General features: G+C 62.1%; 13 protein-coding genes. 1 reads left to right on the top strand and 12 read right to left on the bottom strand.

Annotation, left to right across the window (positions count from 1 at the left end):
* Nucleotides 1–40: 40 nt before the first annotated feature.
* From D8U60_RS13495 to exbB, 6 genes are all read right to left on the bottom strand, one after another.
* A complete protein-coding gene (locus tag D8U60_RS13495) occupies nt 41–1,441 on the bottom strand; it encodes an aminoacyl-tRNA deacylase and HDOD domain-containing protein (protein ID WP_130900290.1) in 1,401 nt (466 codons plus the stop codon).
* Between the two features lie 79 nt (nt 1,442–1,520).
* Nucleotides 1,521–3,596 (bottom strand): ATP-dependent DNA helicase RecG, encoded by a 2,076-nt coding sequence (gene recG, locus D8U60_RS13500; RefSeq protein WP_024014806.1) that lies wholly within the window; start codon nt 3,594–3,596, stop codon nt 1,521–1,523.
* Nucleotides 3,597–3,605: 9 nt separating this feature from the next.
* On the bottom strand, nt 3,606–4,535 hold the full coding sequence (locus tag D8U60_RS13505; RefSeq protein ID WP_016772533.1) for a hydrogen peroxide-inducible genes activator: 930 nt from the start codon (nt 4,533–4,535) through the stop codon (nt 3,606–3,608).
* Between the two features lie 277 nt (nt 4,536–4,812).
* Nucleotides 4,813–5,559 (bottom strand): energy transducer TonB, encoded by a 747-nt coding sequence (locus tag D8U60_RS13515; protein WP_042608108.1) that lies wholly within the window; start codon nt 5,557–5,559, stop codon nt 4,813–4,815.
* On the bottom strand, nt 5,556–5,984 hold the full coding sequence (gene exbD, locus D8U60_RS13520; protein ID WP_016772535.1) for a TonB system transport protein ExbD: 429 nt from the start codon (nt 5,982–5,984) through the stop codon (nt 5,556–5,558). The genes D8U60_RS13515 and exbD overlap by 4 nt, the downstream gene beginning before the upstream one ends.
* A gap of 6 nt (nt 5,985–5,990) precedes the next feature.
* The gene (gene exbB / locus D8U60_RS13525; protein ID WP_130900291.1) at nt 5,991–6,944 is read right to left on the bottom strand and encodes a tonB-system energizer ExbB; all 954 of its coding nucleotides are present in this window, start codon (nt 6,942–6,944) and stop codon (nt 5,991–5,993) included.
* 188 nt (nt 6,945–7,132) lie between these two features.
* Here exbB and D8U60_RS13530 point away from each other — a divergent pair, with 188 nt between their 5' ends.
* Nucleotides 7,133–7,987, top strand: coding sequence for an SDR family oxidoreductase (locus tag D8U60_RS13530; RefSeq protein WP_130900292.1), 855 nt, complete (start codon nt 7,133–7,135; stop codon nt 7,985–7,987).
* 87 nt (nt 7,988–8,074) lie between these two features.
* Here the strand turns inward: D8U60_RS13530 and D8U60_RS13535 are convergent, their stop codons facing one another.
* From D8U60_RS13535 to D8U60_RS13560, 6 genes are all read right to left on the bottom strand, one after another.
* A complete protein-coding gene (locus D8U60_RS13535; RefSeq protein WP_071172109.1) occupies nt 8,075–8,815 on the bottom strand; it encodes a hypothetical protein in 741 nt (246 codons plus the stop codon).
* A 65-nt stretch (nt 8,816–8,880) separates the two neighbouring features.
* Complete coding sequence (locus D8U60_RS13540) at nt 8,881–9,261, bottom strand: RidA family protein (protein WP_014340863.1); 381 nt, start codon at nt 9,259–9,261, stop codon at nt 8,881–8,883.
* Between the two features lie 24 nt (nt 9,262–9,285).
* Nucleotides 9,286–11,391, bottom strand: coding sequence for a bifunctional GTP diphosphokinase/guanosine-3',5'-bis pyrophosphate 3'-pyrophosphohydrolase (spoT, locus tag D8U60_RS13545; RefSeq protein WP_007920338.1), 2,106 nt, complete (start codon nt 11,389–11,391; stop codon nt 9,286–9,288).
* 57 nt (nt 11,392–11,448) lie between these two features.
* Complete coding sequence (gene rpoZ, locus D8U60_RS13550; RefSeq protein WP_008030604.1) at nt 11,449–11,712, bottom strand: DNA-directed RNA polymerase subunit omega; 264 nt, start codon at nt 11,710–11,712, stop codon at nt 11,449–11,451.
* A 168-nt stretch (nt 11,713–11,880) separates the two neighbouring features.
* Nucleotides 11,881–12,501 (bottom strand): guanylate kinase, encoded by a 621-nt coding sequence (gene gmk / locus D8U60_RS13555; RefSeq protein WP_039757364.1) that lies wholly within the window; start codon nt 12,499–12,501, stop codon nt 11,881–11,883.
* A gap of 11 nt (nt 12,502–12,512) precedes the next feature.
* Nucleotides 12,513–13,376, bottom strand: coding sequence for a YicC/YloC family endoribonuclease (locus D8U60_RS13560; RefSeq protein ID WP_073470913.1), 864 nt, complete (start codon nt 13,374–13,376; stop codon nt 12,513–12,515).
* Nucleotides 13,377–13,414 lie beyond the last annotated feature (38 nt).

Raw genomic sequence — 13,414 nt, forward strand, 5'->3', positions numbered from 1 at the left:
TCGCATCGATCTTGTGGGAGCGGGCTTGCCCGCGAGCTTTTCAGCCCTGGCTGAATTGCGAAGCCAGTTCACGCAGCAGCACTTCAGCCTCAAGCACTTTACTGACGACATCGTTGGCTTTGTCACGGCTCAAACCAACGCGTTCGAGCAACGCATCCGGAATGTCTTCATCCGGCCCGGAGCCGATCCCGCGGCTGCGCAGCAGGCGTACGGCCAGGCAGACGAGGTTCGGGTATTCGGCGTAGGCGCCGTCGTAGCTTGGGTCGTGCTGGAAGCGCAGGGCGGTGGCCAGTTCATCGGGCATGTCCCAGTAGCGCATCAGCCACGAGCCGATCTGTTCGCGGCTGATACCCAGCAGGTGTTGCTCGATATAGCTGTGGCACAGATGCGGATTGACCTCCAGGTGGCGGCAGATCAGTGAGAAGTGCGGCGGAAAGACGTGGGCCAGCAACAGGTAACCGAAGTTGTGCAGCAGACCGGCGAGGTAGGTCAGGCCGGCTTCCGGGCGCTGGGCGCGGGGCATGGCGCGGGTCAGGCCTTCGATGACGGCGGCGGTGTAGATCGACTGCTGCCAGTACGGCGTGGTGTGTTGCGGGTGGTCTTTTGGCAGGCTCAGGGTCTTGCCGAGGGCCAGGCCCAGCGCGAGGTTGATCACCAGATCGAAGCCCAGTACGCGGACGATCGCGTCTTCCACCGAACGGATCTTGCCCGGCGAGGCGTAATACGGCGACGCCGCCCAGCTCACCACTTGCGCGGCCAACGCCGGGTCGGTTTCGACCACGCCGGTGATGTCGTCGATGGTGGCGTTGGGGTCGACGCGCAGCTTGATGATTTTTTGCGCGGTTTCGGCCAGCGGCGGAATCTCGATGGTCGCTTCCAGACGTTGCTGAATGCGCCGCGCGGTGAACGCCTGCACGGCCTGGGTGATTTCCTCACGGTCATCGTCCGGGCGGTCGAGGTTGGGGCGGATGCTGCTCAGGGCTTCGCCGAAATTGGCGGCGCTGGCTTTGGTCAGCATCGATTTGAAGTCATCGCTGCTGATTTCCAGCAGCAGGCCCGGCTCGCCGGAGTTGATCAGCAACTTCGGCTCGCGCAGCAGGCTTTCTTCGTAGAGGCACGGCGAACTGGTCAGCGCCGGCAGGCCCGGGAGCAGGCTCAGATTGTGTTTGCCGAGCATCTTTTCCAGGCGCTCGGTGGACACGGCTGTAAGGCGGCGACCAGTGAGTTCGGCGAGGCGGTTGAGATCCAGCAACTGGCTCTGTGGAAACAGCACCATCAACGCGCCCACGGCGTCGTCCAGCAGCACGGCCTGCACTTTGCGCGAGGCATTGAGGCCGTGGTGGTCGAGCACTTCTTCGTAGGCAACGCCCAGCTTGTTGAGCAGCAGCCGAATAACAGACGGAGCTTGCGGAGATTCGGGGACGAGAGCAGCTTCGGTCATGGTCTGTATCCGTTTTTGAAACAATGGCAGGAGTATAACCAGCTCTGTAGGAACGATCCTGCACAAACTGCGACGGTGCTCACACTTGGCCGTATTGCTGCCCATGGCGCAGCCAGCGGTCAAGCAATGGGCTGACGTGCGTCGGCCAGCGCTCCAGCAAAGCCTGGGCAGCATCGCGCACGGCAGGCAATAAATCGGCGTCGCGCATCAGGTCGGCGACCTTGAATTGCAGCAGGCCGGTCTGGCGAGTGCCGAGCATTTCCCCAGGGCCACGCAGTTCGAGGTCTTTTTCGGCGATGACGAAACCGTCGTTGGTCTCGCGCATGATGCCCAAACGCTGACGGCCGATCTGCGACAGCGGCGGGTGGTAGAGCAGCACGCAGTGGCTGGCCGCGCTGCCCCGACCAACCCGACCGCGCAACTGGTGCAGTTGCGCGAGGCCGAGCCGCTCGGGGTTTTCAATGATCATCAGGCTGGCGTTGGGCACGTCGACACCGACTTCGATCACCGTGGTCGCGACCAGCAGTTGCAGGTTGCCGGCCTTGAACTCGGCCATCACTGCGGCTTTCTCGACCGGCTTCATGCGGCCGTGAATCAGCCCGACTTTCAATTCGCCGAGGGCGGCGGTGAGGTCCTCGAACGTGGTTTCGGCGGCCTGGCAAGTCAGCTCTTCGGATTCTTCAATCAGCGTACACACCCAATAGGCCTGCCGCCCTTCGGCGCAGGCGCTGCGTACTCGCTCGATGACTTCGACGCGGCGGGTGTCGGTGACCAGCACGGTGTTGACCGGCGTTCGCCCGGGCGGCAATTCATCGAGGATCGAGGTGTCGAGGTCGGCGTAGGCACTCATTGCAAGAGTGCGCGGAATCGGTGTGGCGGTCATGATCAGTTGATGCGGGCACATGCGCCCGCCGACGCCTTTCTGGCGCAGCGCCAGACGCTGTTGCACGCCGAAGCGGTGCTGTTCGTCGATGATCACCAGTGCGAGGTTCTTGAACTGCACTTCGTCCTGGAACAGCGCGTGGGTGCCGACCACCATCGGCGTGCCGCTGGCGATCTGCTCCAGCGCGGCGACGCGGTTTTTGCCTTTGAGCTTGCCGGCCAGCCACGCGACTTCAATGCCCAGCGGTTCGAGCCAGCGCTTGAAGGTGATGAAGTGCTGTTCGGCGAGGATCTCGGTCGGTGCCATCAGCGCGACTTGATAACCGGCCTCCAGCGCTTGCAGTGCGGCGAGGGCGGCGACCACGGTTTTCCCCGCGCCAACGTCACCCTGAATCAGGCGCAACATCGGTTCGTGCTGGCTGAGGTCGTAGGCAATTTCATTGCCGACGCGCTGCTGAGCACCGGTTGGGCTGAAGCCGAGGTTCTTCAGGTATTTCGGCGGCAGCCTGGTGGCTTTCGGCATCGCTGGCGCGCGCAGCGAGCGCATGCTTTCGCGCAGACGCTGCTGCGACAGTTGATGGGTGAGCAGTTCTTCGAAAGCCAGGCGATGCTGCGCCCAGTGATGGCCAAGGGCGAGTTCATCGACATCGGCATCGGCGGGCGGGTTGTGCAGGTAACGGATCGCGTCGGCCAGCGGCGCCAGTTGGTAGTCGCGGGCCAGTTCGGTCGGCAGCCAGTCGGGCAGGGTGCTCGGCTTGAGCAGCGTCAGGGTCTGCATGCACAACTGGCGCAGGCGCTGTTGGGTCAGGCCTTCGGTGAGCGGGTAGACCGGGGTCAGGGTTTCATCGACTGGCGGCGGTTCATCGCCGGTGATCGCGCGGTATTCCGGATGATAGATTTCCAGGCCTGAGGCGCCGGGTCGGGCTTCACCGTAGCAGCGAACCCGCGTGCCACGCTTGAGCCCTTCCTTCTGCGCGTTGCTGAAATGGTAGAAACGCAGACTCAGCCCGCCGGTGCCGTCCTGCAAGCGCACGACCAGACTGCGCCGGCGACCCATGACCACGTCGGCACCGCTGACGGTGCCTTCGACCACGGCGTCCTGTCCCGGCCGCAATGCACCGATCGGCACCACGCGGGTGCGATCCTGATAACGCAGCGGCAGGTGGAACAGCACGTCCTGCAGATTCTCCAGGCCGACCTTGGCCAGTTTCTCGGCCATGGCCTCGCCGACACCCTTGAGTGCCGTCACCGACACTTGCGACAGCTCAGTCATGACGCTCGCTTAACCGGCCGTAACCGGCGCCGTTGGCTTGGCCACCGAGCACAGGCGAATGGAGTCGGCGAGGATCTCGATGGCTTTCGGCCGTGGGAAGCTGGCGCGCCAGGCGATCGCCACGGTGCGGAACGGCACCGGCGCGGTCAGTGGACGCACTTCGATCACGCCGGGGGCGTAGTGATGGCTGTCCACTGCCGACAGCGGCAGGATCGAGATGCCCAGGCCGGACGCGACCATATGGCGAATGGTTTCCAGCGAGCTGGATTCCACCGTGGTGTGCTTGGCGCCGTCGTTGCCCTTGGTCAGCGTCGGGCAGGCCTCGAGCACCTGATCGCGGAAGCAGTGGCCTTCACCGAGCAGCAGCAGGCTCTTGTCGTTGAGCAGGCCGGCGTCGATGGATTCTTTTTTGGTCCACGGGTGCTGGGCCGGCATCAGGACGTAGAACGGTTCATCGTACAGCGGCAGGGTCAGCACGTCGGCTTCGTTGAACGGCAGGGCGATGATGATCGCGTCGAGCTCGCCGTTGCGCAGTTTGTCGCGCAGCACGTGGGTGAAGTTTTCTTCGATGTACAACGGCATCTGCGGGGCGACCCGGTGCAGTTGTGGGATCAGGTGCGGGAACAGGTACGGGCCGACGGTGTAGATGGCGCCGACTTTCAGCGGCGCGGTCAGCTGATTCTTGCCGGCCTGGGCCAGTTCGCGAATGCCTTGGGCCTGTTCCAGGACCTTCTGCGCCTGGGCGACGATGCCTTCGCCGACCGGGGTCAGGCGCACGGCGCTTTTGCTGCGCTCGAAAATCAGCACACCGAGTTCGTCTTCAAGTTTCTTCACGCCCACCGACAGCGTCGGCTGACTGACGTGGCAACGCTCGGCGGCATGGCCGAAGTGCTGCTCTTGGGCGAGGGTAACGATGTAGCGTAATTCTGTGAGGGTCATAGCAAGCGTCCATGAAGATGCGCGCCAAGCATACCGGCTGCAATCGATAGACGCACGTTATCAGACTGCGGGCTGAGTGCGACACCGGTCGAGGACGGTTTGCCGCTGGCAGATACGCAAAAGGCACCTTTCGGTGCCTCTTGGCTTGGTTCTCTCGGCTGGCGGAGAACCTTGTGGGAGCTGGCTTGCCAGCGATTGCGGTGGGTCAGCTATTAAATCCTTCTCTGACACACCGCTATCGCTGGCAAGCCAGCTCCCACAGGTATTGCGGTGTTGCTTAGCGACGGCGTTCGAGCGAATAAACAAACGGCGCAACAATTTCGATCGAGCCGTTGTTGAGCATGTCGGCCGGTGGCTTAGGCAGCGGTTGGGCGCGGCGGATCATGTCAAGGGTGGCCCGGTCCAGATCAGCATTGCCGGAGCGGCCAACCAGCTCGAACGACAGCACATTACCTTCGCCATCAACCACGAAGCGCAGACGATTCAAACCCTCCTTGCCACGCGACTGTGCACTCTGCGGGTACTTCTTGTACTTCTGCAGATGCGCGAGCAGGGTGCCTTGCCAACTGGCCTTGGCCGCCAACTGGGCCGGCGACGGACCTGGTGCAGGCTGGGCGGATTTCTCCGTCGGTGCCTGGGTCGGCTGGGTATCGGCCGGTTTTTCCTCGGAAGGTTTTTCCTTCGGCGGCTCGGGCAGCTTTTTCTCGACCGGCTTCGGCGGTTTCGGCTTGGGCTTCGGCTTGGGTTTGGGTACCGCGATTTCCGCTTTCGGTGCTTCAGCCAGTTTCGGAATCGGCAATTCTTCCACCGGAGCCGGTGGCTGCGGCGGTGTGACGACTTTCGGCGGAGCCGGCGGTGGCGGGGCAGGCAACGGGGCCAGCTCGACCATCATTGCCTGCGGCGGCAATTCGATGGGCGGGCGGGCAGTCCAGTTCAGCGCCAGCGCGATGGCCAGCGCATGCACGCCCAGCACCACGGCCAGGCTACCGCTGTAACGCGTCAGCTTATGGCGCGTCGTGATCATTTCTTGGCTGCCGTCTCGAGACCTACCAGACCGACCTTCAGGTAACCGGCGGCGCGCAGGCTGTCCATCACGCTCATCAGGTCACCGTAATCCACGCCTTTGTCAGCCTGGAAGAAGATGGTGGTGTCTTTCTTGCCCTGGGTCTTGGCGTCGAGGGTAGCGCCGAGGGTTTCGGCTTTCACTTCGTCGTCACCGAGGAACAGGCGCTGGTCAGCTTTCACACTGAGGAACACCGGTTTCTCTGGCCGCGGCGCCGGTTTGGCGGTCGAGGCGGGCAGGTCGACTTTGATGTCCACAGTGGCCAACGGCGCGGCCACCATGAAGATGATCAACAGCACCAGCATCACGTCGATGAACGGCGTGACGTTGATTTCGTGGTTCTCGGCCAGATCGTCGTCTGCGCCTTCTTTCAAATGCAGGCCCATGGCCGATTACCCCACTTTAACCATGTGCGGCTGCGAGCTGCGCTCAGGCTGGTGGTCGAGATCGCGGCTGACCAGCAGCAGGACTTCTGCCGAGGCATCGGAGACCTGCGCCTTGTAACCGGCGATGGAGCGGGCGAAGACGTTGTAGATCACTACCGCAGGAATCGCCGCAACCAGACCCAGTGCAGTGGCCAGCAGGGCTTCAGCGATACCCGGTGCGACAACGGCGAGGTTGGTGGTCTGGGTTTTGGCGATGCCGATGAACGAGTTCATGATGCCCCACACGGTACCGAACAGACCGACGAACGGTGCGGTCGAACCGATGGTGGCGAGGACGCCGGTGCCGCTGCTCATGTTGCGACCGCAGGCCGCTACGAGGCGCTCAAGGCGGAAGCTGACGCGTTCCTTGATACCCTCTTTCTCGCGGCTGTTGACCGACAGGCGCATCTCTTCGAGCGCGTCGTGCACCAGCAGGTTGGCGAGGGTGCCCTCTTTACCAGCGGTGGCGCTGGCTTCCTTGAGGGTGGTGGCTTTTTTCAGTGCGGCAATTTCGCCACGCAGACGACGCTTGGCGCCCATCAGCTCGAAGCCTTTGGCGATCCAGATAGTCCAGGTGATGATCGATGCGATGGCCAGACCGATCATCACGATTTTCACGATGGTGTCGGCGTTCTGGTACATGCCCCACGGCGACAGGTCGTGGGCCATGCCCAAGGTGTTGTCGGCTTCGAGGACTTCAGGTGCGTCGGCCGCGTCGACAGCCTGCACCGGATCGGTGGCGGCCGGTGCAGCCGGAGCGGCAGCGGGTGCGCTCTGCTCGGTGGCGGCTGGGGTGGCGGGCGCTTGAGCGTCGGCGAAGGCGGCGGTCGGTGCCAGCATCAGGCTGAGCAACAGAGCCGCGACAGCGCTCCAGGCGCGAGGTCGAGTGGTTGGCGAAGCGGGAGTTTGATTACGTGTCATGCTGGCCGGACCTGAGATAGAAAAACGTTGTTGCTCTTCCAGGCCTCGTGAGGCCGAGAACAAAAGTGGCGTGCATTATTGCAAGTAATTCTTGTTAACAAAAGTAATAGAGTAACTTTTTTTCCTTCATTGCTAGCCGTTCGTCCTGTGCCAGAGCTAGTCTGTGCCTTTCCGATGGGAGTTTTCTGATGTCCGCGCCTTCTGTTTTGATTGCCGGTTGTGGTGATGTCGGCAGTCGTCTGGCCACGCAATTGCTGGCGGCTGGCTGGCAAGTCCATGGCCTGCGCCGGGATGTTTCCAAACTGCCGGAGGGTGTCATCGGCGTCGCCGGCGACCTGTTCAGCGAAGAATGCCCGGCGACCTGGCCGGTGGGTGCCGTGGATTATCTGGTGTATTGCGCAGCGGCCACCGATCACGATGAAGAGGGCTATCGCAAGGCCTACGTGCAAGGCTTGCAGAACGTGCTGAGCTGGCTGAACGACTATGGGCAAGTGCCCGAGCGACTGATCTTTGTGTCGAGCAGCAGCGTGTACGGCCAGCAGGATGGAGCATGGGTGGATGAGACCTCCGAGACTGTCGCGGCCGGATATTCAGGTCGCTTGATGCTCGAAGCCGAGCAGGTCGCGCTCAATAGCGGCATCCCGGCAAGTGTGCTGCGCCTGACCGGCATTTACGGCCCGGGTCGCGAGTGGCTGCTGACTCAGGTGCGTCGCGGCTATCGCGTGGCAGTCGAGCCGCCGCTGTATGGCAATCGGATTCATGCCGATGATGCAGCGGGGCTGCTGGCGTTCTTGCTGGAAAAAGACCGCGAGGGCGTCAAGCTGGACCAGTTCTATATCGGTGTGGATGACGCGCCGGCGCCGTTGGCTGAGGTGGTGGGCTGGTTGCGCGAGTACCTGGGTGTGACTGAATGGGCGGACGACGCCAGTGTGCGGCGCACTGGCAGCAAGCGTTGCAGCAATGCGCGGGCGAAGGCGTTGGGTTGGGTGCCGAAGTATCCGAGTTACCGCGAAGGCTATGCAGCGATCCTGGAAGGTCGCTAAAAGCAAAAGATCGCAGCCTTCGGCAGCTCCTACAGGAAAATGCATTCCAAAGTAGGAGCTGCCGAAGGCTGCGATCTTTTCAGCGGGTTACTGCTTTTCCAGCAACCACTTGCGCTCACCTGCGGCGAACTGCGGTTGCTCATCCGCTAGCGCAGCGTTCACTGCCTGCAGAATCTCCAGCTCCTTGCCCTTGCGCACAAAGATCCAGTTGTTGCCCTGGCCATTGAGTTGCAGCCACATGCTGTCGTTGCCATTACTCATCGATGCGCAATCGCCCGCCAGACACAAGGCATAACGATCAACGCCCGGCAGGCCGGTCACCTGGCCGTCGGCCTGGAACTGCACGGTGCCGCCTTCACCCTGGCCGCTGGCGATGATCCAGTTACCGCCCAGATATGCCGAATACAGCGCGCGTTCGAAGCTGGCCCCGATTGGCGCGCCTTCCGGCACCGGGATCTGTGCGCGATCGAAAAGCTGTTCGGGTTCGTTGTCGCTGGCAGCTTGCTGCAGGCGCCCGCCATCGCGTTTCAGTTCGCTGGCGGAGCTGCCGTAGAAGTCGACTTTCCAGGCGCCGGACTCTTCGCCCAGCAGCCGTCCTTCGACGTTCTCAAAACCGTTGGTGTAGCGGGCCTGACCGGCCTTGGTGTTGACGTCCCATTCCAGATTCGGGCCGTAAGCCTGCAGCGCTTCACGCAGGGGACCGCCCTTGGCGGCGGCATCGATCGCCACCTGGTTGATCCAGGTGCCGCTGATGTCACGGTCGGCAGGGTCGCTGGCGCAGCCGCCGAGAAACAGGGCGAGCAGCGAGAGAGCTAGCGCTTTGCGCATGGTGGAATCCTTTCAAAACCTTTTCTTGCGGCAGTCGGCGCGGCGTGGAGGCCGCGCCGTGCGCATCACTCGATGACCAGAATGGCATCCATTTCAACCTGCGCACCCTTCGGCAGGGCGGCCACGCCAATGGCGGCGCGGGCAGGGTATGGCTGGTCGAAGTACTTGCCCATGATCTCGTTGACCTTGGCGAAGTGGCTCAGGTCGGTGAGGAAGATGTTCAGTTTGACGATGTCCTTGAACGAACCGCCGGCGGCTTCGGCCACGGCTTTGAGGTTCTCGAAGACCTGGACGGTCTGGGCTTCGAAGCCCTCAACCAGTTCCATGGTTTTCGGGTCCAGAGGAATCTGGCCCGACATGTAAACGGTGTTGCCTGCCTTGATCGCCTGGGAGTAAGTGCCGATGGCGGCCGGGGCCTTGTCGCTGGTGATGACGGTTTTGGTCATGTAGGACTCCTTGTAATAGGCAGGTTATGCACGCATGCGGGTGATGCGGATCACCCCGGTCAAAGCGCGCAGTTTCTTGATCACGCGGGCCAGGTGCACACGGTCGTGGACGCTGACCACCAACTGCACGACGCTGATGCGACCATCGCGTTCGTCCATGCTGATTTTCTCGATATTGCCGTCGGCCGCGTTGACGCTGCTGGCCAGCAGGGCGATCAGACCGCGCTGGTGTTCCAGCTCGACGCGCAGCTCGACGTTGAATTCGCCGGTGACATCCTTGGCCCACGAGAGCTGGATGCATTTTTCCGGGTTGTGCCTGATTTCACTGATGTTGCGGCAGTTATCCAGGTGCACGACCATGCCTTTGCCCGCCGACAGGTGCCCGACAATCGGGTCGCCGGGGATCGGCGTGCAGCACTTGGCGTAGCTGAGCACCAGGCCTTCGGTGCCGCGAATTGCCAGCGGACCTTCCGGGCTCGGCAGCTGCTCACCTTCGCCAAGCAGGCGACGGGCAACGACATAGGCCATGCGGTTGCCCAGGCCGATGTCTTCGAGCAGGTCTTCGATCAGTTCGAGGCGGTACTCGGTAAGCATTGCCTTGACGCGCTCTGCCGGGATCTTCTCCAGCGAGCTGTCGAAACCGTTGAGCACCTTGTTCAGCAGGCGTTCGCCGAGGCTGATGGACTCGGAGCGGCGTTGTAGCTTCAGCGCATGACGAATGTGCGTGCGCGCCTTGCCGGTAACGACGAAGTTGAGCCATGCCGGATTTGGCCGTGCGCCGGGGGCGCTGACGATCTCGACCGTGGAGCCGCTTTGCAGCGGTTCCGACAGCGGCGCGAGACGACGATTGATGCGGCAGGCGATGCAGCTGTTGCCGACGTCGGTGTGTACTGCGTAGGCAAAGTCGACCGCCGTGGAGCCTTTTGGCAGCTCCATGATCCGGCCTTTGGGCGTGAACACGTAGACCTCGTCCGGGAACAGGTCGATCTTCACGCTTTCGATGAATTCCAGCGAGTTGCCGGCACGTTGCTGCATTTCCAGCACGCCTTTGACCCACTGGCGGGCGCGGGCGTGCGTGCCTTTGGGCTGCTCGTCGCCGCTGGATTTGTACAGCCAATGGGCGGCGATGCCGTTGTTGGCCATCTCTTCCATTTCGCGGGTGCGGATCTGGATCTCGATCGGTACACCGTGCATGCCGAACAGCGTGGTATGCAGCGACTGGTAGCCGTTGGCCTTGGGGATCGCGATGTAATCCTTGAAGCGTCCTGGCAACGGTTTGTACAAATTATGCACAGCACCCAGTACGCGGTAGCAGGTATCGACCTTGTCGACGATGATCCGGAACGCGTAGACGTCCATGATTTCGTTGAAGGCCCGACGCTTGCCGCGCATTTTCTTGTAGATGCCGTAGAGGTGTTTCTGCCGACCGCTGACTTCGCCCTGGATGCCGTCGATGGCGAGGCAGTGACCGAGGGACTCTTCGATCTTGTTGACGATTTCCTTGCGGTTGCCCCGGGCGCGTTTGACCGCCTGGTAGATCCGCGCGGAACGCATCGGGTGCATGGCCTTGAAGCCGAGGTCTTCGAATTCGATGCGGATCGCGTGCATGCCCAGCCGGTTGGCGATGGGTGCGTAGATCTCGAGGGTTTCCTTGGCGATGCGCCGGCGCTTTTCGCCGGACAGCACTTCCAGCGTGCGCATGTTGTGCAGACGGTCGGCGAGCTTGACCAGGATCACCCGGATGTCGCGCGCCATGGCCATGGCCATTTTCTGGAAGTTTTCCGCTTGGGCTTCGGCCTTGGTCTCGAAATTCATCTGGGTCAGTTTGCTGACCCCGTCGACCAGTTCGGCCACGGTTTCACCGAACTGCGCTTGCAGCGCTTCCTTGGCGATACCGGTGTCTTCGATCACGTCATGCAGCATCGCGGCCATCAGGCTCTGATGGTCCATGTGCATGTCGGCAAGAATATTGGCCACGGCAAGAGGATGCGTGACATACGCCTCGCCGCTGCGACGGCGTTGACCGTCATGGGCTTGTTCGGCGTAGAAATACGCTCGGCGGACCAGGTTGACCTGGTCGTTGCCGAGGTAGGTCGATAAGCGATCGGCGAGGGCGTCTATGCTCGGCATGATGATTCCTGCCGAAAGCTGTGACCCCGCGCCGTGCTACGTCGACCAGGCATAGGCTTAGACGGCCTCGTTCGACTCGTCCTCGAACGCTGCGAACAGCGGTTCATCCTGGACGATTTCCTGCTCGGCGATGAACTCGTAGCTCATCAGGCCTTCAGCAATTTCACGCAGCGCGACGACAGTCGGCTTGTCGTTTTCCCACTGCACCAATGGCTCTTTGCCGCCGGTGGCCAGTTGACGGGCACGCTTGGTAGAGAGCATGACCAGCTCAAAGCGGTTTTCCACGTGTTCTAGGCAGTCTTCAACGGTTACGCGGGCCATGGTATTCCTCGGAGCGAATGCAATATGCGCGCTGCCCGGTTGGGCGAGCGGACTGAGCAGTTTAAAAAATCACCAGCGATTAGGGAAGCGCTGATTTTTTGACCAGACCCTTCAACGCGCTGCAAGCACCAATGTAAAGCGCTTGCAGGCGTTTTGGGAAGTGCTGTTTCAGCCGAGCAATTCAGCCAGTAATTTGCCGAAACGCACTTGCTGGCGCTTCTGTTGCAGCTGATTGGCGCGGAAAATCGCTTTCAGATCGTCCAGCGCGTGAGCGAAATCGTCGTTGATGATCAGGTAATCGTAGTCGACGTAATGGCTCATCTCGCTGACCGCCTCGCGCATGCGGCCGTCGATGATCTCGTCGCTGTCCTGGCCACGGTTGGTCAGGCGCTGGTGCAGGGCTTGCAGCGACGGCGGCAGGATGAAGATCGAGCGCGCCTGCGGCATCAGCTTGCGCACTTGCTCGGCGCCTTGCCAGTCGATTTCCAGAATCAGGTCGTGACCTTCGTCCAGGGTCTGCTGCAAACGGCTTTGCGAGGTGCCGTAGAAGTTGCCGAAGACTTCGGCGCGCTCAAGAAAGTCGCCGTGCTCGCCCATCTTCACGAACTCTTCGCGGGTCACGAAATGGTAGTTCACGCCATCCACTTCGCCCGGGCGCATGGCGCGGGTGGTGTGCGAAACGGAAACGCGAATCTCCGGGTCGGCGTCGGTCAAGGCCTTGACCAGACTACTCTTGCCCGCGCCCGATGGCGCGGAAATGATGTACAGGGTGCCGGTGTGTTGGGTCATGTCAGGTAGCCTTACTCAATATTCTGCACTTGTTCGCGCATCTGCTCGATCAACACCTTGAGGTTGACGGCGGCCTGGGTGCTGCGCGGGTCGAAGGCTTTGGAGCCCAGTGTGTTGGCCTCGCGGTTGAGCTCCTGCATCAGGAAGTCCAGACGCCGCCCGGCGGCACCACCGGACTTGAGCACCCGGCGAACTTCGATGATGTGAGTGCTCAGGCGATCCAGTTCTTCGGCCACGTCGCTTTTTTGCGCGAGGATGACCATTTCCTGTTCCAGGCGCTGCGGGTCGAGCTCGGCCTTCATGTCGGCGAAGCGGTCGAGGACCTTCTGGCGCTGGGTGGCGAGCATCTGCGGCACCAGTTCTCGCAGGGTCACCACGTCTTCTTCGATGGACGTCAGGCGGTCATTGATCAAGCGAGCCAGCTCCGCGCCTTCGCGCTCGCGGCCAGCCTTCAGATCTTTCAAACCCTGATTGAACAGCGCCAGCGCTTCGGCGTTCAGCGCCTGCGGGTCGGTCGCATCGGCCACCAGCACGCCGGGCCAGGCCAGCACTTCCAGCGGATTCAGCGCAGCTGGATTCTTGATCAGCCCGGCCACGGTTTCCGCAGCAGCCACCAGTTGCGCGGCGCGCTCGCGGTCCACTTGCAGCTGTTTGCCGGTGCTTTCTTCGGTGAAGCGCAGCGTGCATTCCAGTTTGCCCCGCGACAGGCCCTGACGCAGCGCTTCACGCACGGCGCCTTCGAGGTCGCGAAACGATTCGGGCAAGCGCAGGTGCGGTTCCAGATAGCGGCTGTTGACCGAGCGCAGTTCCCAGCTCAGGGTGCCCTGAACGCCGGCTTTCTCGACGCGGGCGAAGGCGGTCATGCTGTGCACCATGGCGGTGACCTCGCAATGCAGATCGGCGCGAAACGCTG

Origin of the sequence: Pseudomonas sp. Sample_11, assembly GCF_004307505.1 — a bacterium.
Classification (GTDB): domain Bacteria; phylum Pseudomonadota; class Gammaproteobacteria; order Pseudomonadales; family Pseudomonadaceae; genus Aquipseudomonas; species Aquipseudomonas atacamensis.